The organism is Ensifer oleiphilus (genome assembly GCF_013371465.1).
In the GTDB taxonomy this organism is placed as follows: Bacteria; Pseudomonadota; Alphaproteobacteria; order Rhizobiales; family Rhizobiaceae; genus Ensifer; species Ensifer oleiphilus.
Genome location: NZ_JABWDU010000001.1, coordinates 246,416 through 271,654, shown reverse-complemented (window position 1 = coordinate 271,654; position 25,239 = coordinate 246,416). Strand labels below are relative to the sequence as shown.

Annotated in this window: 26 protein-coding genes; 13 read left to right on the top strand and 13 right to left on the bottom strand. The window is 63.4% G+C overall.

The genetic code is table 11. The annotated features are described in order from the left end of the window. Positions 1-85: 85 nt before the first annotated feature. The 4 genes from iolD to HT585_RS01380 all read left to right on the top strand — a co-directional run bounded on the left by iolD (position 86) and on the right by HT585_RS01380 (position 4,724). The gene (gene iolD, locus HT585_RS01395; protein WP_176351294.1) at positions 86-1,939 is read left to right on the top strand and encodes a 3D-(3,5/4)-trihydroxycyclohexane-1,2-dione acylhydrolase (decyclizing); all 1,854 of its coding nucleotides are present in this window, start codon (positions 86-88) and stop codon (positions 1,937-1,939) included. Between the two features lie 318 nt (positions 1,940-2,257). Beyond that, positions 2,258-3,157, top strand: coding sequence for a myo-inosose-2 dehydratase (gene iolE, locus HT585_RS01390; protein WP_176351293.1), 900 nt, complete (start codon positions 2,258-2,260; stop codon positions 3,155-3,157). A 228-nt stretch (positions 3,158-3,385) separates the two neighbouring features. Continuing rightward, positions 3,386-4,186 (top strand): 5-deoxy-glucuronate isomerase, encoded by an 801-nt coding sequence (iolB, locus tag HT585_RS01385; protein ID WP_176351292.1) that lies wholly within the window; start codon positions 3,386-3,388, stop codon positions 4,184-4,186. A 133-nt stretch (positions 4,187-4,319) separates the two neighbouring features. Further along, the gene (locus tag HT585_RS01380) at positions 4,320-4,724 is read left to right on the top strand and encodes a GFA family protein (protein WP_176351291.1); all 405 of its coding nucleotides are present in this window, start codon (positions 4,320-4,322) and stop codon (positions 4,722-4,724) included. Positions 4,725-4,729: 5 nt separating this feature from the next. Here HT585_RS01380 and HT585_RS01375 read toward each other — a convergent pair whose 3' ends face one another. Further along, positions 4,730-5,434 (bottom strand): DUF2268 domain-containing putative Zn-dependent protease, encoded by a 705-nt coding sequence (locus HT585_RS01375; RefSeq protein ID WP_176351290.1) that lies wholly within the window; start codon positions 5,432-5,434, stop codon positions 4,730-4,732. A 231-nt stretch (positions 5,435-5,665) separates the two neighbouring features. Between HT585_RS01375 and HT585_RS01370 the strand changes: the two genes are divergently transcribed. The 4 genes from HT585_RS01370 (at position 5,666) to HT585_RS01355 (ending at position 8,819) form a co-directional block, all read left to right on the top strand. Continuing rightward, on the top strand, positions 5,666-6,478 hold the full coding sequence (locus HT585_RS01370) for an AraC family transcriptional regulator (RefSeq protein ID WP_176351289.1): 813 nt from the start codon (positions 5,666-5,668) through the stop codon (positions 6,476-6,478). Between the two features lie 152 nt (positions 6,479-6,630). Beyond that, positions 6,631-7,533 carry a DMT family transporter gene (locus tag HT585_RS01365; protein ID WP_176351288.1) on the top strand — a complete coding sequence of 301 codons (903 nt, stop codon included), beginning with the start codon at positions 6,631-6,633 and terminating at the stop codon, positions 7,531-7,533. Between the two features lie 32 nt (positions 7,534-7,565). Next, a complete protein-coding gene (locus HT585_RS01360) occupies positions 7,566-8,294 on the top strand; it encodes a B3/B4 domain-containing protein (RefSeq protein WP_176351287.1) in 729 nt (242 codons plus the stop codon). Positions 8,295-8,450: 156 nt separating this feature from the next. Then, on the top strand, positions 8,451-8,819 hold the full coding sequence (locus HT585_RS01355) for a hypothetical protein (RefSeq protein ID WP_176351286.1): 369 nt from the start codon (positions 8,451-8,453) through the stop codon (positions 8,817-8,819). A 63-nt stretch (positions 8,820-8,882) separates the two neighbouring features. Here HT585_RS01355 and HT585_RS01350 read toward each other — a convergent pair whose 3' ends face one another. Continuing rightward, positions 8,883-10,466, bottom strand: coding sequence for a peptide chain release factor 3 (locus tag HT585_RS01350; RefSeq protein WP_176351285.1), 1,584 nt, complete (start codon positions 10,464-10,466; stop codon positions 8,883-8,885). A gap of 96 nt (positions 10,467-10,562) precedes the next feature. Between HT585_RS01350 and dut the strand changes: the two genes are divergently transcribed. Continuing rightward, positions 10,563-11,030 (top strand): dUTP diphosphatase, encoded by a 468-nt coding sequence (gene dut / locus HT585_RS01345; RefSeq protein WP_425513711.1) that lies wholly within the window; start codon positions 10,563-10,565, stop codon positions 11,028-11,030. Between the two features lie 64 nt (positions 11,031-11,094). On the opposite strand, the gene HT585_RS01340 is transcribed toward dut, so the two are convergent. Continuing rightward, on the bottom strand, positions 11,095-11,532 hold the full coding sequence (locus HT585_RS01340) for an Lrp/AsnC family transcriptional regulator (protein WP_176351283.1): 438 nt from the start codon (positions 11,530-11,532) through the stop codon (positions 11,095-11,097). Positions 11,533-11,665: 133 nt separating this feature from the next. Here HT585_RS01340 and HT585_RS01335 point away from each other — a divergent pair, with 133 nt between their 5' ends. Both HT585_RS01335 and HT585_RS01330 read left to right on the top strand, forming a co-directional pair. Then, positions 11,666-12,580 carry a DMT family transporter gene (locus tag HT585_RS01335; protein ID WP_176351282.1) on the top strand — a complete coding sequence of 305 codons (915 nt, stop codon included), beginning with the start codon at positions 11,666-11,668 and terminating at the stop codon, positions 12,578-12,580. Next, positions 12,577-12,882: an NIPSNAP family protein gene (locus HT585_RS01330; RefSeq protein WP_077503050.1), complete on the top strand. Its 306-nt coding sequence runs from the start codon at positions 12,577-12,579 to the stop codon at positions 12,880-12,882. Before HT585_RS01335 ends, HT585_RS01330 begins: the two co-directional genes overlap by 4 nt. 73 nt (positions 12,883-12,955) lie before the next feature. On the opposite strand, the gene HT585_RS01325 is transcribed toward HT585_RS01330, so the two are convergent. After that, positions 12,956-13,588 (bottom strand): LysE family translocator, encoded by a 633-nt coding sequence (locus HT585_RS01325; RefSeq protein WP_176351281.1) that lies wholly within the window; start codon positions 13,586-13,588, stop codon positions 12,956-12,958. Between the two features lie 215 nt (positions 13,589-13,803). On the opposite strand from HT585_RS01325, the gene HT585_RS01320 reads away from it, so the two are divergent. Then, the gene (locus HT585_RS01320) at positions 13,804-14,421 is read left to right on the top strand and encodes a LysE family translocator (RefSeq protein ID WP_176351280.1); all 618 of its coding nucleotides are present in this window, start codon (positions 13,804-13,806) and stop codon (positions 14,419-14,421) included. A 138-nt stretch (positions 14,422-14,559) separates the two neighbouring features. Then, positions 14,560-15,528, top strand: a complete 969-nt coding sequence (gene cysK, locus HT585_RS01315; RefSeq protein WP_176351279.1) for a cysteine synthase A — start codon at positions 14,560-14,562, stop codon at positions 15,526-15,528. Between the two features lie 122 nt (positions 15,529-15,650). Here cysK and HT585_RS01310 read toward each other — a convergent pair whose 3' ends face one another. The 9 genes from HT585_RS01310 to rsmI all read right to left on the bottom strand — a co-directional run bounded on the left by HT585_RS01310 (position 15,651) and on the right by rsmI (position 25,239). Further along, positions 15,651-17,183, bottom strand: a complete 1,533-nt coding sequence (locus HT585_RS01310; RefSeq protein ID WP_176351278.1) for a YifB family Mg chelatase-like AAA ATPase — start codon at positions 17,181-17,183, stop codon at positions 15,651-15,653. 275 nt (positions 17,184-17,458) lie between these two features. Further along, positions 17,459-18,406, bottom strand: a complete 948-nt coding sequence (gshB, locus tag HT585_RS01305) for a glutathione synthase (RefSeq protein ID WP_176351277.1) — start codon at positions 18,404-18,406, stop codon at positions 17,459-17,461. A gap of 61 nt (positions 18,407-18,467) precedes the next feature. Then, positions 18,468-19,460 (bottom strand): endonuclease/exonuclease/phosphatase family protein, encoded by a 993-nt coding sequence (locus tag HT585_RS01300; RefSeq protein WP_176352148.1) that lies wholly within the window; start codon positions 19,458-19,460, stop codon positions 18,468-18,470. Continuing rightward, positions 19,457-20,575, bottom strand: coding sequence for a sn-glycerol-3-phosphate import ATP-binding protein UgpC (locus HT585_RS01295; protein ID WP_176351276.1), 1,119 nt, complete (start codon positions 20,573-20,575; stop codon positions 19,457-19,459). Before HT585_RS01295 ends, HT585_RS01300 begins: the two co-directional genes overlap by 4 nt. Positions 20,576-20,639: 64 nt before the next feature. After that, positions 20,640-21,482 (bottom strand): sn-glycerol-3-phosphate ABC transporter permease UgpE, encoded by an 843-nt coding sequence (gene ugpE, locus HT585_RS01290; protein ID WP_176351275.1) that lies wholly within the window; start codon positions 21,480-21,482, stop codon positions 20,640-20,642. 10 nt (positions 21,483-21,492) lie between these two features. Next, positions 21,493-22,488, bottom strand: coding sequence for an ABC transporter permease subunit (locus HT585_RS01285; RefSeq protein ID WP_246707547.1), 996 nt, complete (start codon positions 22,486-22,488; stop codon positions 21,493-21,495). Positions 22,489-22,493: 5 nt separating this feature from the next. Continuing rightward, a complete protein-coding gene (locus HT585_RS01280) occupies positions 22,494-23,792 on the bottom strand; it encodes an extracellular solute-binding protein (protein WP_176351274.1) in 1,299 nt (432 codons plus the stop codon). A 159-nt stretch (positions 23,793-23,951) separates the two neighbouring features. Then, a complete protein-coding gene (locus tag HT585_RS01275) occupies positions 23,952-24,320 on the bottom strand; it encodes a YraN family protein (protein ID WP_176351273.1) in 369 nt (122 codons plus the stop codon). Next, positions 24,310-25,239 (bottom strand): 16S rRNA (cytidine(1402)-2'-O)-methyltransferase, encoded by a 930-nt coding sequence (gene rsmI, locus HT585_RS01270; RefSeq protein WP_176351272.1) that lies wholly within the window; start codon positions 25,237-25,239, stop codon positions 24,310-24,312. The genes HT585_RS01275 and rsmI overlap by 11 nt, the downstream gene beginning before the upstream one ends.

Genomic DNA, 25,239 nt, shown 5'->3' with positions numbered 1-25,239 from the left:
GGGCGGGCTGACGCGCCTGCCCCTGTCCAGGAAATGATGCGAGTGGGCGAAACGGGATGATTTCGCCACGAGGAGGAAACAGAGTATGAGCCAGAAGACCGTGCGCCTGACCATGGCACAGGCCGTGGCGCGGTTCCTGACCCGCCAGATGACCGTCATCGACGGCAACAAGGTGCCGATCTTCGGCGGCGTCTTCGCGATCTTCGGCCACGGCAACGTCGCCGGCGTCGGCGAGGCGCTGCATGGCATCAAGGACACGCTGCCGACCTACCGCGCCCAGAACGAGCAGGGCATGGCCAATGCGGCGATCGCCTTTGCCAAGGCAAGCTTCCGCCGTCGCTTCATGGCCTGCACCACCTCGATCGGCCCGGGCGCTCTCAACATGGTGACCTCGGCAGCCCTTGCCCATGTCAATCGCCTGCCGGTGCTGTTCCTGCCCGGCGACGTCTTCGCCAACCGCCGGCCCGATCCGGTGCTGCAGCAGGTGGAAGGTTTTGCCGACGGCACGATCTCGGCCAATGACTGCTTCCGTCCGGTCTCGCGCTATTTCGACCGCATCACCCGGCCGGAGCAGATCATCCCGGCGCTGCGCCGCGCCATGCAGGTGCTGACGGATCCGGCCGATTGCGGCCCGGTGACGCTGTCGCTTTGCCAGGACGTGCAGGCGGAAGCCTATGATTATCCGGAAGCCTTCTTCGACGAAAAGGTCTGGTCCTCGCGCCGCATCGAGCCCGATGCCGACGAACTGGCAGCGGCGATTGCGGCGCTGAAGGCGGCGAAGTCGCCGGTGATCATCGCCGGCGGCGGCGTGCTCTATTCTGAGGCCAGCAAGGCGCTGGCCGCTTTCGCGGAAAAGCACGGCATTCCCGTCGTCGAGACACAGGCCGGCAAATCCTCGCTGCCACACAGCCACCCGCTCAACATGGGGTCGGTCGGCGTCACCGGCACGTCGGCCTCCAACCAGCTGGCGGAAGCTGCCGACGTCGTGCTCGCCGTCGGATCGCGGCTGCAGGATTTTACCACCGGCTCCTGGGCGCTGTTCAAGAACGAGGGGCTGAAGATCATCGGCCTCAATGTCCAGCCGTTCGATGCCGCCAAGCATGAGGGACTGCCGCTGGTCGCCGATGCGCGGATCGGCCTCGAGCGCATTTCCACTGGGCTCGGCAATCACAAGGTCGACGCCGCCTGGACCGACAAGGCGAAGGCCGGAAAGACAGAGTGGCTGAAGGCTGCCGACAAGGCGACGGCAACCACCAATGCGGCGCTGCCTTCGGACGCGCAGGTGATCGGCGCGGTCCAGCGTGCCCGCGGCGGAGCGGATACCGTCCTCGTCTGCGCGGCAGGCGGCCTGCCCGGTGAGCTGCACAAGCTCTGGCAGGCGGAAACGCCCGGCGGCTACCACATGGAATACGGCTTCTCGACCATGGGCTATGAGGTCGCCGGCGGCCTCGGCGCCAAGCTCGCGCGGCCAGACAGCGATGTCATCGTCATGGTGGGCGACGGCAGCTACATGATGCTGAATTCGGAGATCGCCTCGTCGATCATGCTCGGCGCCAAGATCACCATCGTGCTGCTCGACAATGCCGGCTACGGCTGCATCAACCGGCTGCAGATGGCAACCGGCGGCGCCAACTTCAACAACTTGCTGGCCGACACCCACCATGTCGAGCTGCCGCAGATCGATTTCGCCGCGCATGCCGCGGCCATGGGTGCGCTGACCCGCAAGGTCGACTCGATCTCGGAGCTGGAATCGGCGTTGAAGGAAACGGCGGGCGAGGCGCGCACCACTGTAATCGTCATCGACACCGACCCGCTGGTCACCACCGACGAAGGCGGCCACTGGTGGGATGTGGCGGTCCCCGAGGTTTCGAACCGCACTCAGGTCAACGAAGCCCGCAAGGGCTACGAGAAGGCGCTCGCCTCCCAGCGCTTCGGCTGAGAGCACCCTTTCGGCGCTCGCGTTTTTCGCGCGGGCGCTTTTGCCTATCGGGCGATGTCCGAACGGATTGAGCCCAGCAATCGGCCCCTCACCCTAGCCCTCTCCCCGCACGCGGGGAGAGGGGACTTCACACGGCACTGTGCATGCCTTTCCCCTATCGTAGAGCGGGAACATGGAGGGCGCGGCATTTCCCTTCTCCCTGCCTGCGGGGAGAAGGTGGCGGCAGCCGGATAAGGGGCCATTGCCCTTCCGCTGCGCATTCATGAGACAAAACGAACGGTCCGCGCCAAGCGGACAATGCTATAGGAAACGACTGACATGATCCGCTACGGAACCAACCCGATCGCCTGGAGCAACGACGACGATCACTCGATCGGCGCGCATCTGACGCTTGAGGATTGCCTGTCCGATTGCCAGAAGATCGGCTTCGACGGTATCGAGAAAGGCCACAAGATGCCTTCCGATCCGGAAGCGCTGAAGGCGAAGCTCGCATCCTACGACCTCGTCTTCGTCTCCGGCTGGCACTCGACCAACCTGCTCACCCATGACGTCGAAACCGAGAAGAAGTCGATCCAGCCGCATCTCGATCTCCTGAAGCACAATGGCTGCAAGGTGGCGATCATCTGCGAGACCTCGAACGCCATCCATGGCGACGACACCAAGTCGGTCGCGAGCGACAAGCCGGTGCTGCCGGCCGACCAGTGGAAGACGTTCGGCGCCGACCTCGAGGCGATCGCGCAATATTGCGCCGATCAGGGCATCGACCTCGTCTACCATCACCACATGGGCACGATCGTCCAGACCGGCGAGGAAATCGACCTCCTCATGCAGAACACCGGTCCGGCGACCAAGCTCCTGCTCGACACCGGCCATGCCTGGTTCGGTGGCTCCGACCCGGCCGAGGTCGCGAAAAAGTATATGCACCGCGTCCGCCATGTCCATTGCAAGAACGTGCGCACGGCGGTGCGCAAGGTCGTCGAGGGCGAAGGCCTCTCCTTCCTCGAGGGCGTGCGCCGCGGCGTCTTCACCGTCCCCGGCGACAGCGAAGGCGGCGTCGACTTTCTGCCCGTGCTGAAAATTGCCGCCGAGCACAATTACGATGGCTGGCTGGTGATCGAGGCGGAACAGGATTCGGCCGTTCGCAATCCCTTCGAGTATCAATCGCTGGGGCTGAAGTCGCTGAAGGCATTTGCCAGGGAAGCGGGGCTCGACAAGTAAGCTTTCGGTTTCCGGGTTTGGGCGTGCCCCTTATCCGGCTGCCGCCACCTTCTCCCCGCTCGCGGGGAGAAGGGATATGCCGCGCCGTTCAACCCCAATCGCGAAGAACGGGCGAGAAAAACTCCAAGATCCCCTCTCCCCGCCTGCGGGGCGAGGGCCAGGGTGAGGGGCAGGGTGAGGGGCATTCTGCGCACTCGGCGCCCCCAAAAAATTTCAGGAGACCATCCCATGCCCAAGCTGCTCGTCAAACCGAAAGCCAAGTCCGGCCTGATGCAGGACGTCACACCGGAAAGTGCGGGCTGGACCTATGTCGGCTTTGCGCTCAACCGGCTGAAGCCAGGCGAGACTGCTGATGGCGAGGCCGGCGACAAGGAAATCTGCCTCGTGCTGGTCTCCGGCAAGGCCAAGGTCTCCGTCGATGGCGACGATTTCGGCGAGCTTGGCGAGCGGATGACGCCGTTCGAGGGACAGCCCTATGCCGTCTACGTGCCGAAGGGCAGCCGCTGGCAGGCGACGGCAACGACCGATCTCGATCTCGCGATCTGCTCGGCCCCGGGCGGCGAGGGTTTCAAGGCCAAGGTGATCAGGCCGGGAACGCACCCGCAGATGACCCGCGGCAAGGGCACCAACACCCGCTATGTCACCAACATCATGCCCGAGGACGACAGCTCCGCGCAGTCGCTGCTGGTGGTCGAGGTGATCACGCCCGGTGGGCACACCTCCTCCTATCCGCCGCACAAGCACGACCAGGACGACCTGCCGGCCGAGAGCTATCTGGAAGAAACCTATTATCACCGCCTGAACCCGCCGCAGGGCTTTGCCATGCAGCGCGTCTACACCGACGACCGCTTGCTGGACGAGACCATGGCGGTGGAAGACGGAGACGTGACGCTGGTGCCCAGGGGATATCATCCGGTTGCCGCCGTACACGGTTACGATGTCTACTATCTCAATGTCATGGCCGGACCGAAGCGGGTGTGGAAATTCCACAATGCCCGCGAACATGAGTGGCTGTTTACCGGCGTTTAGCCGCCAGATCGCGCACCCATCCGCCACGATCTTGGGTGCGCACCGAACGGGCCAGCCTCCCGATAGACAGATCGATGCGATGGACGGATGCGTCCGGCCGCACTAGGTTACGGCCGTTCAGGGAGGCTGTGCCATGCGGATCGACGGACAATGCCATTGCGGCTTCGTGACCTATGAGGCGGAGATCGACCCGGACGATGTCGCGATCTGCCACTGCACCGATTGCCAGCAGCTGACGGGCTCGGCCTACCGGGTGACGGCGGGTACGGCACGCGAGAATTTCCGGCTGACCGGCGGCGAGCCGAAGCTTTACGTCAAAACCGCGGAAAACGGCCGCAAGCGCCTGCAGTTCTTCTGCCCGAACTGCGGCTCGCCAGTCTACACCACCGGCACGGACGAGGATGCAGATGAGGTCGGCATTCGCCTCGGCACGATCAACCAGCGCCGCGCGCTCTGCCCGAAATCCCAGATCTGGCGCTCTTCCTCCCTCCCCTGGATCCACGACGTCGGCACGCTGCCCGGTCACGAGCGGGATTAACTTCGTCAGACGGTTAACGATTTTCCGGCTTTTAGATGCGCCCACGCCCGGCCGATCACCTCCGGCGCCGGCGTCCCCGTCATCTGCGACGGACGCGCGTCCGGGTTGGCAGCGAGATATGCTCTGACCAGGTGGTAGCCGATCGAATAGCCGGCCCAGCGCGGCAGCGGGTCGCCATGACCGTTCCAGCCGAAGAACCAGGCGCTGTGGTTATAGCCGTCGGCCCAGAGCTCCAGTTCGGCCCGCTCGATCAATCTCAACCAGTCTTGCGCAGGGACAGCGTGGTTCCACGGATTGCCGTCGCCACCGTTGATCTCCGCGTCAAAGGCGTCGGCCAGACCTTCGGTGACCAGGACCTCTCCCAGCCTGAAACCATAGCCGCAAGACGCATGACGGAAAGAATGGTGAAGCTCGTGCGTGAGTGTCTTTCGCAACGCGCCTTTGGCGAGGCTGGCCTCGAAGTTGGGATTGTCAGGATCCAGCGTCACAGTCACGAGCCCGCGGCGGTAACAGGCACCCGACAGACCAAGCTCCGGAATCGTTTCACCCGGCCGGCGTTCGATGAGGACATCGACGGGTGCGGACCTGTCGGATGCTGAAACGCTGCCGCCGATACGCTCCGCCGTCATCTGCACGTCAGTGAGAATCGTCTCGCGCCAGGGTGCAAGGGATCCGTCGGCTTCGAGGAAGTGAAGGCGCAGGTCCAGCATTCGGCAATTCTCCAGTCGTCATCGTCTTTCGATGGCGGAATTTACCGATGCGGACGCCGATTGCAACGCCGCAAGGGCGAAAGCATCCGCCCAGGCCAGCGCCTTTTGTCGCGCCGCCCCGGCGGATCCAGCCGGCGGTTTTTGCAGATCCCCATGGCCGGAAAGCCGCGGCCGTTGTAAGAGAATGACAGAAACATCCGACGGGCCGCCTGTGCCCGAGCAGGCGGAGCGATGACAAAGGGCAGCTTCACGATACTCCCCTGCCGCATTGGCGGCGTCGAGGCCGTCGCTGCCTCGTCGGGGCACGTTTTTGCACGCCACACCCATGAGCAATTCGGCATCGGCCTCATCCACCAGGGAGCCCAGAAATCGCTGAGCGGCCGCGGCATGGTCGAAGCCGGAGCCGGCGACATGATTACGGTCAACCCCGGCGAGGTCCATGACGGCATGCCGATCGGCGATGCCGGACGGTCGTGGCGGATGCTCTATTTCGACCCGGTCGTGATCGGCAACGCCATGGAGGACATCAGCCAGGGCCGGACGCGGATTGCGGAGTTCACCGCCCCCGCCTTCCATGATGTGCGGACGTCCAGACACTTTCAGGCGCTTTTCAGCGCAATCACCGCGCGCGATGGCGATCGAGGCGAGATGCTCGACGAGGAGTGCACGCTTTTGCTGCTTGCCGACGTGATGCACGAGCGTGACGGCCAAAGGCATGGCGGGCGCGTGCCGCAGGCGATCGCCAGGGCGCAAAGCCTGATCGACGACGATCCGAACGTCGCCGTCACCCTGTCCGATCTTGCACAGGCGGCGGGCCTCAGCCGGTTTCAGGTGGTGCGCGGTTTTTCCAAAAGCTTCGGGCTGACGCCGCATGCGTATCTCGTGCAGCGCCGCATCGATCTGGCGCGGAGGCTGATCGCGCGCGGTGTGCCGCTTGCCGAGGCGGCGGCGGAGGGCGGCTTTGCCGACCAGAGCCACATGACGCGGATTTTCGTGCGCAAGTACGGCATTTCGCCCGGCGCCTATGCCGAATCCTTCCACTGACCCGAGACTGCGCCTTGCGCTCTCGCTTTTGTGCAGGTCACTGATGCAGGGCCGCTGAGCATTTCCGCACGAACGGCATTGCCGCCTGCAATTCCGTTCAAGACCGAAAGACCCGGATGAGGTTTCTTGCGCGCCAACGCAGGAGTGGCCGAATGACGGAAAAATTTCAAGGGTATCTCTATCTTTCGCTGGCGATGGTCATGGTGGGCAGCACGGTGATCGCCAGCAAGCTGATCGCTTCCGGCCTGCCGCCCTTTGTTGCTACCGCCTTGCGCTTCGCCGTCGCCTTTCCGCTGTTCCTCGCCTTGATGCGCCTGACACAAACATCCTGGCCAAAGCTTGAACGGCGCGAATGGCTGATCCTCCTCCTGCAGGCAGGCGCCGGCAGCGTCGGCTATACGACACTTCTGATCGCCGGATTGCGCTACAGTTCGGCGGCGGATGCCGGCGTCGTTATCGGCACGCTTCCCGTGGTCTCCGCCGCCATCGCCATCCTGCTGCTCGGCGAACGCCCCAGCCGTTCGACCCTGATCGCGATCGGGTTGGCGGCAGCAGGCGTGCTAACGATCGTGCTGCGGCCCGACGACGGTGCGCACCACTCGGCGCTCGGCATCGCGCTCGTCTTTGGCGCGGTGGTTTGCGAAGGGCTGTTCATCCTGATCAACAAGCGTATCCGAACGCCGATCGCGCCTCTCGCCCTCTCGACCATCATGGCCGGCATGGGTGTGGGCGTGGCGATCGTCCCCGCTCTCTTCGAGGCTCCTTCGATGCAGGTCGTCGCGATGCAGTCGCTGGCGGCCGTGCTGTACTACGCCTTGGTGCCAACGATTGCCGGCTTCATCCTCTGGTATGCGGGCTCCGCCAGGGTCAACGGAACGGAAGCCGCGGTCTTTACCGCTCTTGCGCCCGTCTCCGCCGTTCTGCTCGCCTTCGCCCTTCTCGGCGAACCCGTCAGTATCAACCAGCTCACTGGCATCGGCTGCGTGCTTGTCGCCGTCCTCAGCCTTGCCATGCCGCATCTCCGGTCCAAGACGACAGGTCAGACGCAAAGCTGACCCCGTTCTCCCCCTTCATTTCGAGGCACCCCATGCACTTCCAGCATTCAGACAGCATCTGGCGTGATTTTCCCGAGCTTGCGGCGGGTACACTCCACGTCGAAGGTATCAGCAGCGACGTTTCGGTGGCCGATGCCGTGGCCCGATTTCAGGCCATTGCCAGGAACGCCCTCGTGGCAAGTCCGGAAGGCGAGCTTGCGGAAATCCAGGCCTGGCGCCGGACGTTTTCCAGGATGGGGTTGAAGCCGACGCAGTATCGCTGCGCGTCGGAGGCGCTGCTGCGTCGGTTCCGGAAAGAGGGCGACCTGCCGTCGATCCATCCGCTGATCGACCTTTGCAACGCCATTTCCCTCGCCTTTGCCATTCCCATCGCCGTTTTCGATCTTTCGCGCATCGCCGGCAATCTCGAAGTGACGCGTGCAAAAGGGGACGAGGTCTACGCCACCTTCTCCGGCGAGACGGAGCACCCCGAACCGGATGAAGTGATCTTTCGCGACGCGGCTGGACGCGCCCATGCTCGCCGCTGGACCAACAGGCAAAGCGGCCATTCGGCGATCCGCCCGCAGACGACGTCAGCCCTCATCGTCGCCGAAGCGTTGCATGAAACCGCCGCCGCGGATGTGGCCGAGCTTGTTACGGCCCTTAAGGAAGCCATCGGCGTCACCTGGCACGTTCGTCCGACGGCGGCGCTGCTCAGCCGAGGCGCACCGCGCTTTGCCCTTGTTTCCAGCGGACAGGCAGCGCGCAGCGAAAGTCTTTGACGCAGGGCCAAGCGGACATACTATCGCGGCCTCGCAGCAAGCGGCAGCGTGCACGTCGACATCGCGCGCGCCATCGCAGCTCACCGGAAATGCCGCATGGTTACGCCGTTGGATCAAGGCTGAGCTGAAGGTTCATGCAGTCAACAAGAGGCAGCGATGACAGAAGGAATGCGCTCGAAAGTCAGCCTGGTGCGGCGGATGCTGTTCGAGAATGGCGGGCTCGAGGAGATTTTTCGCCACGTGCGCAACCTGGTGGTCGCGACGCTGGTGATCGCCGCCGGCATGCATGCGGTCGAGAACGGTCGCAGCCTCGATATCAAGGGACTGCCGAACACCGCCGTGGCAGGTTACATCGTCTCCACCATCGGCATCGTCCTGTTTCTGCTCAATCTGGCGGATGGCCTGCACCGACTGTCGAAGGTCCGCCGGCATCTGGCGCTGCAAATCCTGCTTCTGGCGATCTATGCCTTCGTGACGCTCCGGGTGACACAGCTGGTGCTGGCGCTGCGCATGTCGACCCTCTGAAGGGACACTCCCTGAACGGCTGGGGATCAGCCGGCGTATCCCGCCGGCTGATATCGGTGTCGCTCACGCCGCCTTGGCGACGTGGTACTCCTTGATGGCGACCATCTTGATCGCCGGGTAGCGCTCGGCCTCGTAACGCAGCGAGAAGCTGTCCTGCGCCAGGAAGACCGGGTCGCCATCGAGATCGCGGGCGATGTCGCCGCGGCGGGCGGTGACGAACTTGTCGAGCTCGGCGGGCTGGTCGGACGAGATCCAGCGACAGACGGAGAAACGCGACATTTCGAAGGAGACCGGCAGTCCGTATTCGCCCTGCAGACGCTCCTTCAGAACGTCGAGCTGCAGCGCGCCGACGACGCCGACGATCGCCGGCGAGCCGTCTTCCGGCGAGAACAGCTGAACGACGCCCTCTTCGGCCATCTGCTGCAGCGCTTCCTTCAGCTTCTTGGCCTTCATCGCATCTTCCAAGCGCACGCGGCGCAGGATTTCCGGCGAGAAGTTCGGCACGCCCTGGAAGACCAGATGTTCGCCCTCGGTCAGCGTATCGCCGATGCGAAGGGTGCCGTGGTTCGGGATGCCGACGACGTCGCCGGCATAGGCCGTATCGGCCAGCTGGCGCTGCGAGGCGAAGAAGAACTGCGGGGCGCTGAGGCCCAGCTGCTTGCCGGTGCGCGCCAGCCGCGCCTTCATGCCACGCTCAAGCTTGCCGGAGCAGACGCGGGCGAAGGCGATGCGGTCGCGGTGGTTGGGGTCCATGTTCGCCTGGATCTTGAAGACGAAGGCGGTCATCTTGTCGTCGGTCGCATGCACAGTACGCGTGTCGGCAACCTGGTCGCGCGGCGGCGGGGCGATCTCGCCGAGCGCGTTGATCAGATCGCGCACACCGTAGTTGCGCAGCGCCGAGCCGAAGAACACCGGCGTCAGATGGCCTTCAAGGAAGGCCTTCTTGTCGAAGGGCTTGCAGGCCTCGATCGCCAGCGACGTTTCTTCGATGAAGGCGTCGCGCTCGTTTTCCGGGAGGCGGTGGGCGACCATCTCTGGACCGTTGACCCGGGTCAGCACTTCCTGGGTGTCGGCCCCACGCACGGTGTTGTCGGCAAGGTGGTAGGAACCGCAGAAGGTCTTCGAGCGGCCGATCGGCCAGGTCACCGGCGCGCAATCGAGCGCCAGCTTCTCCTCGACCTCGTCCAAAATCTCGAAGGGGTCGCGGCTCTCGCGGTCCATCTTGTTGACGAAGGTGATGATCGGGATGTCGCGCATGCGGCAGACTTCGAACAGCTTCAGCGTCCGCGGCTCGATACCCTTGGCGGCGTCGATCACCATGACCGCTGCGTCGACTGCCGTCAGCGTGCGGTAGGTGTCGTCGGCGAAGTCTTCGTGGCCGGGCGTGTCGAGAATGTTGAAGACGTTGCCGCCATATTCGAAGGTCATCACCGAGGTGACGACCGAGATGCCGCGCTCGCGCTCGATCTTCATCCAGTCCGAACGGGTCTGGATGCGATCCTTCTTGGCTTTGACTTCCCCGGCGAGCTGAATGGCGCCGCCGAACAGCAGCAGCTTTTCGGTGAGGGTGGTCTTACCCGCGTCGGGGTGGGCGATGATCGCAAATGTGCGGCGGCGGGATACCGCCTCGGCGAGACTTTCTGCCATATCGTAGAATCCTGTGAGTTGCCGCGTCTTTACAGGCTCGGCCCTCATTATGCAATTGACCGGTGCAGCGAGCGCCCGGCTTATGGATCAATGACCATGCACACGCCCCAGACCAAGCCCGCCCTCACCCTCATCCGCCTGCCGCATGGCGAGGCATTGGACCTGCCAGCCTATGAGACCGAGGGTGCTGCCGGCATGGACTTGCGCGCCGCCGTTGCCGCCGGCGAGCCGATGACGCTTGCGCCGGGAAAGCGGGCGCTGGTGCCGACCGGCTTCATCTTCGAGATCCCGGCCGGCTATGAGGCGCAGATCCGCCCGCGCTCGGGCCTTGCCTTCAAGAACGGCATCACCTGCCTCAATACGCCGGGCACGATCGACAGCGACTATCGCGGCGAAGTGAAGGTTCTGCTCGTCAATCTCGGCGACCAGGATTTCGTCGTCGAGCGCGGCATGCGCATCGCTCAGATGGTGATCGCGCCGGTGACCCAAGTGAGCGTGCGCGAGGCCGGCAGCGCCAGCGAGACGCAACGCGGCGCCGGTGGCTTCGGCTCGACCGGCGTCTAGAGCATTCCCAAAAAAAGTGCGCAGCGATTTTTCGCCCGCAATTGCGTGATCTCGAAAAGCCCGATCAGATAAGCGGCGGCAAGCGCCGCTTCACCGGTGTCGACTTGACGATCGACGTGTTGGTTTGCGCCTTCTCGGCGATGCGATCGAGCAACGTGTCGAGTTCCGCCATATCCCGCACGTACAGCTTGGCGATGAAGCAGTCGTCGCCGGTGACCTTGTCGCATTCGACGATCTGCGGCGTCTCCTGAATCAGCTTTTCGACGATATGCAGCATGCCCGGCATAGGCCGGACGCGGATGATCGCCTGGAGCGGATAGCCCAGCTTCACCGGATTGAGGGCGATGGTGAAACCGTCGAGCACGCCGCGCTCTTCGAGCTTGCGCAGCCGTTCGGCGGCGCTGGGCGAGGACAGGCCCGCCTCCTGCGCCAGTTCCTTCAGCGACACGCGCGCATTTGCGGCCAGGATATCCAGAATGCGGCGATCGAGTTCGTCGAGCATCGGCAACCTCCTAAGCCTAATCATCGAAACTATCTTCGATGATTAGGCAAAATAGCCTAAGCGCCTGTGATCTTCCATATAAACCGCTGATGAGGCCGATTAATCTTGGCGCATCAATCGAGGAGTGATCGCCATGGGCGCAGACATCAAGAGAGGCAGTGTCGAGATGACGGCGGCGATGCTGATATCGGGCACGATCGGCTGGTTCGTGCTGATGTCGGGTCAGCCGGTGACAAGCGTCGTCTTCTGGCGTTGCGTGTTCGGCGCGGTGACGCTGGTCGTGATCGCGGCCATGCTCGGCCTTCTTGACCGGCGCCATTTCACCCGGCGGGTCGTCTTGCTGTCGATTGCCGGCGGCGTCGCCATCGTCGTCAACTGGCTGCTCTTGTTTGCCGCCTATTCGCATGCCTCGATCTCGATCGCGACGATGGTCTACAACACCCAGCCATTCATGCTGCTGGCCCTCGGCGCCCTGTTCCTCGGCGAAAAGATCACCGCGACCAAGGTCTTCTGGCTGTCGATCTCCTTTGCCGGCATGCTGGCGATCATTTCGGCCAAGCCCGGCGGCGGCTTTGCGCCGGAGGATTACCTTGTTGGTATTGCGCTTTCGATCGGTGCTGCCTTCTTCTACGCGATCGCGGCGCTTTTGACCAAGCTGCTCAAGGGAACGCCGCCGCACCTGATCGCGCTGATCCAGGTGATCACCGGCACGCTGATGCTGGCGCCGATGGCTCTTGCCGCCCCCGCTCCTTCCGGCGCCGAACAATGGTCGATCCTGGTTGCCGTCGGCGTCATCCATACCGGCATCATGTACGTGCTGCTCTACGGCGCGATCCAGCGGCTGCCGACGCACATGACCGGGGCCTTGTCCTTCATCTACCCGATCGCCGCCATCGTCGTCGACCGCCTCGCCTTCGGCCATGCGCTGCAGCCGATCCAGATCCTCGGATCGATCGCCATCCTGCTGGCTGCCGCGGGCATGAATCTCGGCTGGAAACTTCGGCTGCCCTCCCCTATCAAGCGGAGAGGCGAAGGGAGAACCGCATGATCACCTGCTACCTGAAATACGTTATCGACCCCTACAAGCTGGCCGAGTTCGAACACTACGCCAAGCTCTGGATACCACTGGTCAACCGGCTCGGCGGCACCCACCACGGCTATTTCATGCCGCACGAGGGCGCCAACAACATCGCGCTGGCGCTCTTCACGTTCCCCAGTCTCGCCGAATACGAGATCTATCGCGAGAAAATGGCGAGGGATCCGGAATGCCTGGAAGCCTTCGCCTACGGCGAAAAGACGCGCTGCATCGTCAGCTATGAGCGCAGCTTCATGCGGCCGATGTTCGAATAGGAAAGTCACGCCGCGTGGCACCGCGAGGTGGCATGCGGCAAGACCTGGTCTGAAGCCTGACGGGCCTTATCCCTCAGCGGCGCGCTTCGGCGGCCATGCTGACAGCAAAGCCGAACAGAGCCGTGCCCATGGCCCAGCGCTGCACCACCATGAACAGCGGACGACCGGCCAGAAAGGTGGCGATGGAGCTTGCGGCAAGCGCGATCATCGCATTGACCGTCACGCTCGTGGCGATCTGGATCGAGCCGAAAATCATCGACTGCGCCAAGACGTTGCCCGCATCAGGGCGGATGAACTGCGGCAAGAGCGAGAGATAGAGGACGGCGACCTTGGGGTTCAAGAGGCTCGTCAGGAAGCCCATCAGGAACAGCTTGCGCGGGCCGTCCTTCGGCAGGGTCTTGACCTGGAACGGCGAGCGCCCGCCGGGCCGGACCGCCTGCCAGGCGAGATAGACGAGATAGGCGGCACCGGCCAGCCGCAGGGCGTCATAGGCGAAAGGCACGGCAATGAGCAGCGCGGTGATGCCGAGGGCTGCGGAGATCATGTAGACGACAAAGCCGAGCGCAACGCCGCCAAGCGAAATCAGGCCCGCGGCCGGCCCCTGGGTGATCGAGCGGGAGATCAGGTAGATCATGTTCGGCCCTGGTGTCAGCACCATGCCGAGGGCGATGAGGGCAAAGCCGAGGAGGTTCTGGAGCTCGGGCATAAGGGCGCCTTTGTTGCGGAATTTCCTACGCCGCCCCGCGCCTCACGCGCAAAGGTCGCCGCAAGGCAAAGCTCTACGCATCTGCCGAACCCGGGCAATGGTGGACTTGTCACCCGATCAATTTTGTCGCGAAATCGTCTTCGACGCGAGGATCCCGATTTCCATTTTCGACGCCCTGCGCTAAAAAACGGCATCGCCACCCTTGAGGAACGATCATGACGCTTGCAGCCCTGCTTGCCTATAGTGGCGCTCTGTTCATCGCGGCCATCATTCCCGGCCCCGGCGTGACCGCGCTCGTCGCGCGGGCGCTCGGCTCGGGCTTTCGCGAGACCTTCTTCATGGGGCTCGGCCTGATCGTCGGCGACATGGTGTACCTGACCGCCGTGGTGCTTGGCCTGGCGCTGATCGCCCAGACCTTCACGACCGCCTTCCTGATCGTCAAGTTCGCCGGCGTGCTCTATCTCGGCTATATCGCCTGGAAGCTCTGGACATCAGGCCTGTTGCCACAGGACATCAAGGCGAAAACGTCGAAGAGCGTGTCGATGTCGTTCCTTTCCGGCCTGCTCGTCACGCTCGGCAACCCGAAGACCATGCTGTTTTACGTGGCGCTGGTGCCGACGCTGATCGACATCGCGGTGATCGGGCCGCGCGAATACGGTCTGTTGCTGATCGCCACATTCCTCGTGCTTTTGACCGTGCTCCTGCCCTATATCCTGCTCGCGGCAAGGGCGCGCACGTTGCTCAAGCAGCCGAAGGCGTTGCAGGCGCTGAACCGCGTTGCCGCAGGCGTGCTCGCCGGCACGGCCGCCTATATCGCCACTCGGGCCGCCTGAAAAAACATTCCCTGGACAGCACTCATGCCGGTCTTTTTTCCTCCGGCGGATCGCCGTGTCGTGGTTACCGTTCTGGAATAGAACGAGCATTGTCCCTATTGTCACAACCAAACAGATCGAACCCAAGGGAGAAACTCAATGTCTGACACGCGCAAGCCCGGCCGCGGCCGCGTCTACTCTTCGATCACGGAAACGATCGGCGACACTCCCATCGTGCGGCTCGACAAGCTTGCCAAGGAAAAGGGCGTGAAGGCCAACCTTCTCGCCAAGCTCGAATTCTTCAACCCAATCGCTTCGGTCAAGGACCGCATCGGCGTCGCCATGATCGAGAGCCTGGAAGCGCAGGGCAAGATCGTACCTGGTCGCACCACGCTGGTGGAGCCGACCTCGGGCAATACCGGCATCGCGCTTGCCTTCGTCGCCGCCGCCAAGGGCTACAAGCTGATCCTGACCATGCCCGAAACCATGTCGGTCGAGCGCCGCAAGATGCTGGCGCTGCTTGGCGCCGAACTGGTGCTGACCGAAGGCGCCAAGGGCATGAAGGGTGCGATTGCCAAGGCGCAGGAACTGGTCGAGACCCTGCCAGATGCCATCATCCCGCAGCAATTCGAAAACCCGGCCAACCCGGAAATCCACCGCAAGACGACCGCCGAGGAAATCTGGAACGACACCGAAGGTGCTGTCGACATTTTCGTCTCCGGCATCGGTACCGGCGGCACCATCACCGGCGCCGGCCAGGTCCTGAAGGCACGCAAGCCGTCGATCAAGGTAATCGCGGTCGAGCCGGAGGAATCGCCGGTCCTTTCGGGCGGCAACCCCGGTCCGCACAAGATCCAGGGCATCGGCGCCGGCTTTGCACCCGCCATCCTCGACACCGGCATCTATGATGAAGTCGTGACCGTCAACAGCGCCGAAGCCGTCGAGATCGCCCGGCTGGTTGCCAGACTCGAAGGCGTGCCGGTCGGCATCTCCTCGGGTGCAGCACTGACCGCCGCCATCGAGATCGGCCAGCGCGAGGAAAACGCCGGCAAGACCATCGTCGTCATCATCCCATCCTTTGCCGAACGGTATCTTTCGACGGTCCTTTTCGAAGGTCTTGGCGCGTAAGCGTCTTGCTATAGATGATGCACGAAAGGGCGCCGCGGCGCCCTTTTTGTTGCTCGAGATTGAGCGGCAGACAGCAGCATGAAAACAAGGGCGGCGAAATGCCGACGCATTCGACGATAGCCTTATGCCGCCGCCTGCAGACGTTCGCCGGCGATCCGGTAGGAGATCGCCTCGGCAAGATGAACGCGACCGACCGTCGCCGCCCCGTCGAGATCGGCAAGCGTGCGCGCAACCTTCAGGACACGGTGATAGCCGCGTGCGGAAAACTTCAGCTTCTCGGCCGCGTCCCGCAACAACTGCAGCCCCGACGCATCGGGCTCGGCAATGCGCTCGATCATCGCCGTCGAGCAGCGGGCGTTGCTTGTGGGTTCACGACTGCCGAGCGCGATGAAACGATCAATCTGCAATTCGCGGGCACGGGCGACACGTTTTGCCACGGCCGCGCTGGCCTCCGCCGCCATCGGCCGGATCAGGTCGGCAGCGCTGACGGCCGGCACGTCGATGCGCAGATCGATCCGGTCCATTAGCGGGCCGGAGATGCGCGCCTGGTAATCGCTCATGCAGCGCGGGCCACGGGCGCAGGAACGCCCGGGCTCACCCGCCATGCCGCACCGGCAGGGGTTCATCGCTGCCACCAGCTGGATTGCGGCGGGATAGCTGACCCGATGATTGGCGCGGGCAATGATGCATTCGGCCGTTTCGAGCGGCTGACGCAAGGCATCGAGCACCTGCGGCGTAAACTCGGGAAACTCGTCGAGAAACAAGACGCCATTATGGGCAAGCGAAGCCTCGCCGGGTTTTGCCCTGAGGCCGCCGCCGATCATCGCCGCCATGGTGGCGGAATGGTGCGGGGTGCGGAACGGCCGCCGATCGGACAGTTTGCCGCCCGGCAGCTGACCGGCAATCGAATGGATCATCGAGACTTCGAGCAGTTCGGCCGGCGTCAACGGCGGCAGGATCGACGGCAGGCGCGAAGCCAGCATCGACTTGCCCGAGCCCGGCGGACCGATCATCAACAGATTGTGGTTGCCGGCCGCCGCCACTTCGAGCGCGCGCTTGGCACTCTCCTGCCCCTTGATATCGGCAAGATCGGGCAAATCGGCAGCACCGGCGCGAATGGCCGGTTCGGGACGGGAAAGCACCTGAGTTCCCCTGAAATGATTGGCGATGGCGATCAGGCTGCGCGGGGCGAGAATATCGATGTCGGCGCCGGCCCAGGCTGCCTCCGGTCCGCTTTCGGCCGGGCAGATCAACCCCTTACCAACCGCGTTGGCGCCGATTGCGGCCGGCAGTGCGCCGGCAACCGCCGCAACCGTGCCGTCGAGATTAAGCTCGCCGATCACCACATAGCCGTTCAGTGCGTCTCCCGGTATCGCGCCAAGTGCCGCCATCAGCCCCAGCGCAATTGCGAGATCAAAATGGCTGCCTTCCTTCGGCAGGTCCGCAGGCGCGAGATTGACCGTAACTTTCTTGGCCGGCAGCGCCAGACCGGATGCATGAAGGGCCGCCTGAACGCGCTCGCGGCTTTCTGCGACAGCCTTGTCCGGTAGCCCGACGATCTGCATGCCGACCCGCCCCGGCGCAACCATCACCTGAACGTCGACCGGCACACCTTCTATTCCCTGGAATGCCACCGTACTGACACGCGCAACCATGACCGCCTCTTCGACAAGGGCGGCCGCCGCGCCGCCGCAACCCTCTTGGTTGCAACGGAAAATCTTGCACGGAACACGCACAAAAACAAGAACAATAATAGAACATCGCTTTCATCGAAGGTCACCCACCTCGGGTGGCGGGGTCCGACCGGAAACCGGATGAATGGTCGAGGCACTGCCCTTGCCTTGCGATCCCTCAGGTCCGCTTAGAGCACGGTCCTGTGTTCGTGCATATCGTTATCGCAATACCGCTCCACGCTTCTGCGCGGCATGTGTCAGGCGCGCTTGCGCTCGATCGCGTCCCACAGCAGGCTGGAAACATCGGCGCCGCCGAACTTCTTGACTTCGCGGATGCCGGTCGGCGACGTCACGTTGATCTCGGTCATGTAGTCGCCGATGACGTCGATGCCGACGAAGAGGAAGCCGCGCTCCTTCAGCGCCGGGGCGATGCGAGCGCAGATTTCCTTCTCCCGTGCCGTCAGTTCGGTCGGCTCGGGCCGGCCGCCGGCATGCATGTTGGAGCGGGCGTCGTGTTCAGCCGGCACGCGGTTGATCGCTCCCACCGGCTCGCCGTCGACGAGCAGGATGCGCTTGTCGCCCTTGCGCACCGCCGGCAGATACTCCTGGGCAATGAAGGGTTCACGGAACATCTGGCCGAACATTTCCAAGAGCGACGACATGTTGCGGTCGTCACGCGCCGAGTGGAACACGCCGGCGCCGCCATTGCCATAGAGCGGCTTCAGGATGATGTCGCCCATCTCTTCGCGGAACCGCGCGATCTCGGCGGGATCGCGGGTGATCAGCGTTTTCGGCATCAGGTCGGCGAATTCGGTGACGAAGATCTTTTCCGGCGAATTGCGCACCCAGGCCGGGTCGTTGACGACAAGCGTCTTCGGGTGCAGGCGCTCGAGCAGGTGCGTCGAGGTGATGTAGGCCATGTCGAAAGGCGGATCCTGGCGCAGCAGGATTACATCCATCGACGCCAGATCGAGCCGCTCGGGCTCGCCGAGCGTGAAGTGATCGCCCTTGACGTCGCGTAGCGTCATCTGCTGCGCAGTCGCGAAAACCTTGCCATCGCGCAGCGACAGCTTCTCCGGGGTATAGTGGAAGAGCCGGTAGCCGCGGGCCTGTGCCTCCAGGCTCATCGCGAAGGTGGAATCGCCTGCGATGTTGATGCCCGACACATGGTCCATCTGGACCCCGACATTGACGATTTTCGCCATCTTCCCGTCCCCATTTGAAAAAGCCCGCAACATGTAGAATGCGGACCCGGCTTAGGCAAGGCTACTCGAAGCCCTCGACGACGCAGGTGATGAGATCATGATCGGACAGTGGGCGGCCGTTTGCGTCGAGCGAGGGAATGATCCGGCTTTCGCCGATCTTCAACCCGCGCGACAGGAACCAGTCGAGCTTCATCGCCCGCTCCGGCCAGCGCGTGATCAGGCTGGGCCGGGTGGTCATCGCATCGAGCGACCCGCCATGGCGGGTGAAGCCGCGTGCCGCACTCATGGCAAACAACCCTTCGGCCTCGAAATTGCCGCCGGCATGGTTGCCGGTGTTGAGGTCGCCGCCGATCAGAACGGGCTTGCCCGGGAAGGCTTCATCGATGGTATCGATGAGTTCCTTCACCTGTCGCTCGCGATAGGGGGCCGTGGTGGCGCTTTCGAGATGGGTGGAAACGGCAACGAAGGGCCCGGCTTCCGTCTCGATCACGGCACCGATGGCAAAACGTTCGCCGACGCGCGGCTGGTCGCCGCCATCCATAAACCAGAGCCGCTCGCCCCAGAGGCGGAGCATGAACGGTCGGCCGAGCGGCACTGACGCCATCAGCGCGTTGCCGTGAAAGCCCTTCTCGTTGAAGTCGTCCTTGCAGAATTCCAACTCCGTATCGGAGCCGAGGCCAAGCTCGATGAACTCGACGCCATAGCCATACTCCATCTGAAGGATGGTAGCGACCTCGGCCGTTGGGTGGCGCTGACCGGTGCGGGCCATGCCATCGTCCATTTCCGAGAGCAGCACGACAGGGGCACCGGTTGCCGCCAGATGGGCCGCACTTTCCGGCGCAAACAGGCAGCGCTCCAGGTTCCATGCGGCAACGGCAAACGGGAAGGCAAGCGGCGCGGTCGATGACGGCGCCCCGCCGATCTCGATGCTGTTCATCTCCGGCAACGCCGCCATCACGGCGTCATGGGCTGCAATCGAACGTTCGATCTTGATGAAGCCGGCGCGGGTTTCCTGCGATGGAACGGCAAGTTGGCTGACAGTCTCTTCGATCACCATGCCGGCTCCAGACTGAGGGGACGTGCGCTTTCGCCACTATTGGCGAAGGACGCGCCGCGCTCCAGTCGCTTGCCGTTTTCGGGCGAGAAGAAATGCAGGCGGTCGGTGGCAATCGTCACGGCGAGATCGCCCGACAAGGAGACTTCGGGAGACAGCGCCAGCGTCAGCGCCTGATCCTCGATGGTGCCGTGAACGAGGCGCTGCGCACCCAGTTCCTCGACATAATCGACCTGGAACAGCATCGCATCCTCGCCGACGCCGGCCAGTCGTAGATCCTCGGCGCGCAGGCCGACGGTCACTGCCCCCCCCTCGGCCGGGGCACGATCGCCAAGGTCGATCCGGTAAGCGCCAATATGCAGGCGCGCGCCTTCGATGCGGCCCTTGATCAGGTTCATGGCCGGCGAGCCGATGAAACTCGCGACGAAGGTCGAGGCCGGGCGGTGATAGACTTCGAGCGGGCGGCCGATCTGCTCGATGCGGCCGCCGTTCAGCACCACCAGCCGGTCGGCGAGCGTCATCGCCTCGAGCTGGTCGTGCGTGACATAGAGCGACGTGGTGCCGAGGCGCTTCTGCAGCCGCTTGATCTCGCCGCGCATGGACACACGCAGCTTGGCGTCGAGGTTCGACAGGGGTTCGTCGAAGAGGAAGGCGGCGGGCTTGCGCACGATGGCGCGGCCCATGGCCACACGCTGGCGCTGGCCGCCGGAAAGCGCGCGCGGCTTGCGGTCGAGATAGGGTTCGATTTCCAGCATGCGCGCGGCTTCCGCGACGCGGGCGTCGATCTCGGCCTTCGGCGTCTTGCGGTTCTTCAGGCCGTAGGCAAGGTTCTGGTAGACGGTCATATGCGGGTAGAGCGCATAGTTCTGGAAGACCATGGCGATGTCGCGCTCGGCCGGATCGACCTCGTTGATGACGCGCGAGCCGATCTTAACCGTGCCCTTCGAGATGCCTTCGAGGCCTGCGACCATGCGCAAGAGCGTGGACTTGCCGCAGCCGGACGGGCCGACCAGCACGATGAATTCGCCGTCCTCGATGTCGATCGAGACGGATTTCACCGCCTCGACGTTGCCGGTATAGATCTTCGAGACCTCGGCTATGGTGATGGCCGCCATGGCTGCCTCCATTGGTAAAATTGCGTTTGAGGGAGCGGCAAAGACGATCCCGCCGCTCAGCTTTCTACTTGTCGCTTTCCGTCAGGCCCTTGATGAACCAGCGCTGGAAGATCACCACGATCAGCACCGGCGGCAGCATGGCGAGGATCGCCAGCGCAAAGGCCTCGTTGTAATCGGGGATGTTCGAGCCGACCCAGACGAGCAGGATCTGCTTGATGCCGCGCACCAGCGTGAAGAAGCCTTCGTCGGTGGTCATCAATGTCGGCCAGAGATACTGGTTCCAGCCATAGACGAACATGATGATGAAGATCGCCGCCATCATCGTGCGCGACAGCGGCACCAGCACGTCGATGAAGAACTTGAACGGCCCGGCGCCATCGATGCGCGCCGCCTCCAGCAGCTCATCCGGCACCGATTTGAAGAACTGCCGAAAATAGAACGTGCCCGTGGCCGATGCCAGCAGTGGCACGATCAGGCCGGTATAGGTGTTGGTCAGCTTCAGCGTGTTCATTACTTCGTAGGACGGAAGAATGCGCACTTCGAGCGGCAGCAGCAGCGTCGTGAAGATGATCCAGAAGAAGAAGGTGCCGAGCCGGAAGCGGAAATAGACGATCGCATAGGCGGCCAGCATCGACAGGACGATCTTGCCGAGCGCGAAGCCTAGGCCAAGGATCATCGAGTTCATCATCATGTTGAGGCCGGTGATCTTGCCGGTGAAGCCGCCCTTGCGGGTGAGCACGGTCTCGTAGGTCTCGACGAAATGGCCGCCCCAGGTGAGGCTGAGGCCGTTGCGGTGGATATCGGCCGCCTCGTGCGTCGAGGTCATGAAGGCGACGACGACGGGCGCCACCATGATGAAGACGCCGAAGAGCAGGATGACGTGGTCGAAGAACTTGGTGCGATACATCGGCCCCGCCTCAATTGTAGTGCACGCGCCGCTCGATGAAGCGGAACTGGAAAATGGTGAGCACGAAGACGATGAGCATCAGGATGACCGATTGCGCGGAGGAGCCGCCGAGATCGTTGCCGCGGAAACCATCCATGTAGACCTTGTAGACAAGGGTGATCGGGTTGTTGGCCGCCTTGTCCTTCACCATGACGTCGATGACGCCGAAGGTGTCGAACAGCGCATATGTGACGTTGATGATCAGAAGAAAGAAGGCCGTCGGCGCCAAGAGGGGCAGGATCACCGTCCAGAAGCGACGGAAGCCGGAGCGGCAATCCATCGCCGCCGCCTCGCGCACCGCCACCGGAATGCCCTGCAGGCCGGAGAGGAAGAAGATGAAGTTGTAGGGGATCTGCTTCCAGACCGAGACGACGATCATCGCGAAGGCGGTATCGAAATAGTTGATACCGACCTTGATCTCCCAGCCGAACCAGCGCGCCAGCTCGACGATCGGGCCGATATGCTGGTCGAAGAACATCATGCCGATGAGGCCGGCAACCGGCGGCGCGATCGCATAGACCCAGATCAGCAACGTCTTGTAGGTGGCATTGCCGCGGATGACGCCATCCGCCTTGACGGCGAGCAGCAGGCCGATCGACAGCGCGAAGAACGTGACGAGCGCGGTGAAGATCGCCGTGAAGCGCGCGATGCCCAGATACTCGCCTGATGTCAGCACGTCGGTATAGTTCGCCATGCCGACGAAGGTCGAGCCGAAGCCGAACGGATCTTCCAGATAGAAGGACGACTGGATCGCCTGGATCGACGGCCAGTAGAAGAACACGAAGATGATCGCCAGCTGCGGCGCCAGAAAGAGATAGGGCAGATAGGGCGAGGAGAACTGCACGCGCTTGGCAGCCTCTTCGCCGCCCTTCGCCTTGCCGCCAAACAGCCGGAGGACGCCAGAACGACGCCCATCCGTTGCAGTCCCTCCCCGCAGCGCGGGGAGGCTTTCCGTTCCAGTTGTCATCGAGATCAGCCGGCCGTCTTGGCGAAGCGGGCGAGCAGGTCGTTGCCTTCCTTCTCGATGGTGTCGAAGGCGTCTTTCACCGTGGTTTCACCGGAGAAGATGCGGCCGTATTCGCGCTCCATGATCTCGCGGATCTGCGGGTAGAAGCCAAGGCGGTAGCCCTTCGACCAGTCACCAGCCGGCAGTATCAACTGCTTGATGCCGACTTCCGCGACCGGCTTTTCCTTGTAGTAGCCGTCCTTCTGGGCAAGCTCGTAGGCTGCCTTGGTGATCGCCACGTAGCCGGTTGCCTTGTGGTAGAAGTACTGGATCTCGGGCGAAGTCAGGAACTGGAAGAAGTCGGCGACGCACTTGTTTTCCTCGTCCGTCTTGCCTGACATCGCAAACAGGGCAGCACCGCCGATGAACGAATTGGTGCCGGCGCCTTCGATGGCGTTCCAGTAGGGCAGGAAGGTTGCCGAGAACGGCATCTGCGCCGTCTTCTGCAGGCCGCCGAACGAACCGGACGAACCGATCCAGAATGCGGCCTTGCCTTCTTCGAAGACCTTCTGGTTGTCGTTCCAGCCGGCGCCGTAAAAGGCGAAGTAGCCTTCGTCCTTCCAGGCCTTGAGCTTGTCGAACATCATGATGAGGTTCGGGTCGGTGACCTTCAGCTTGGTATCGACCACGCTGTCGTAACCGTTGTTGTTGGTGGCGAACTGGATGTTGTTGCGCGAGAAGAAGTTCTCTGTGAACTGCCAGGTCAGCTGCGATTGGACGAGCGGGATGTAGCCGGCAGCCTTCAGCTTGGGTGCAGCGGCCTCGAACTCTTCCCAGGTCTTCGGCGCTTCGACGCCGGCCTTCTTCAGGGCCTCGTCGTTGACGTACATGATCGGGGCCGAGGAGTTGAACGGCATGCCGACGAACTTACCTTCGCTGTCGGCATAGAAGTAGCGCACCCCATCGATGAAGGCGTTGCGGTCGAAATTGTGGCCGGCCTTGATGATCAGGTCTTCGGCGGGAACGACGGCGCCCTTGGCGTTGATGATGGTCGCGGCGCCCGCGTCGAAGACCTGCAGGATGTTGGGCTGTTCGCCCGAACGGAATGCGGCGATGCCGGAAGCGAGCGCTTCCTCATAGGTGCCCTTGGAAACCGGGGTCAGCGCGCAGGCGCTCTGGGCTTCGTTGAACTTCTGGGAGATCTCGTTGATGACCTCGCCGTTGCGGCCGGCCATGCCGTGCCACCAGGTAATATTGGTTGCGGCAAGCGACGAGGTTGCCGAAAAAGCGAGGGTGATGGCTGCGAGTGAAATTTTCTTGAACATGACTGGTCCTCTCCACCGGATTGCGGATGGCAGTGGACTAGTGGCCTTCAGTGACAGGCCGGTAACGCTTTTATGTCGGGACGATTACAAATTCGCGAATATGTTCCACGAGCCGGCGCCGACGGAACAGCGCGATCATTTTCTCTCATTGCCGCCCGTTCAGAATGCATCCGGGAGATGCCGCGGCCAGCGCCAGGGCGTCACAGTAATGATGTCGTATCGGACGGAGAGTCTGGCGAAATCGGGCTGGCGCGCGAGCCAGAGATCGCTGGCGGCGCGGATGCGATGCTGCGCCGTGGCGGTGACTGCAAAGACGCCCGCATCTGCCGAGCGCCTGGCCTTGACCTCGACGCAAGCGATGAGGTCACCTCTGCGGGCGATGATATCGATTTCGCCCAGTTTGGTGCGATGACGCATGGCGATGATGCGGTAGCCCTTCAACAGCAGGCAGAGGGCGGCGCGATATTCCGCGAACCGACCGCGCCTCTGGGCGCTTACCTTCCGCCGATCGGGCCCGTCAGTCGCCATCGCGGTCCTTGAGTTCCAGCAGACGGTCGTAAAGTTCCTTGCGCGGAATCCCCGTCTGTTTTGCGGCTTCGGTCGCCGCCTTGCCGGTCGACATATCGGCGATCAACCGGACGAGCAGCGCGTCGACGTCGGCCGCCTCCGGTTCCGGCGGCGCGTCCGGCGGGCCGATGACGAAGACGATCTCGCCCTTGACCGCCCCGGCGTCGTCATAGAACGCTTTGAGTTCGCCGAGCGTGCCACGGCGGAACTCCTCGAACGTCTTGGTCAGTTCGCGGCAGACCGTCGCCCTTCTGTCTTCGCCGAGCACGGCGGCGGCAGCCGCTACGGTGGCCGCGATCCGGTGCGGCGATTCGAAAAACAACAGCGTCGCCGGGACCCTCGCCAGCTCCTGCAGCCGGTCGCGCTTGGCCTTGTCCTTGGTCGGCAGGAAGCCGGCAAAGAGAAAGGCGTCGTTGGGAAGGCCGGAGCCGACAAGAGCCGCGAGCGGCGCCGAGGCGCCGGGGATCGGCACGACGCGGTAGCCGGCCTCGATCGCCAGCTGCCCTAGCCTGTAGCCCGGGTCGGAGACCAGCGGCGTGCCGGCATCGGAGACGAGCGCCACCGAACGACCCTCTGAAAGAGCGGCCAGCAGCCGCGGGCCGACCTCGTCGGCATTGTGCTCGTGGTAGGCATAGGGCCGATTGACGATACCATAGCGGTCGAGCAGCACACGGGTGACGCGCGTGTCCTCGCAAGCGAGCACGTCGGCGCCGGCCAGTGTTTCCAGTGCGCGCAGGGTGATGTCACCTAAATTGCCGATCGGCGTCGCCACCAGATAGAGTGCGACATCGAGCGGGCGCGCGGGAATGTTGGCATTGTGCAGGCGGTAGCTGCGCTGCTTCTGCCCGTCCGTGGCGTCCGACGTCTTGTGTTTTTCCAA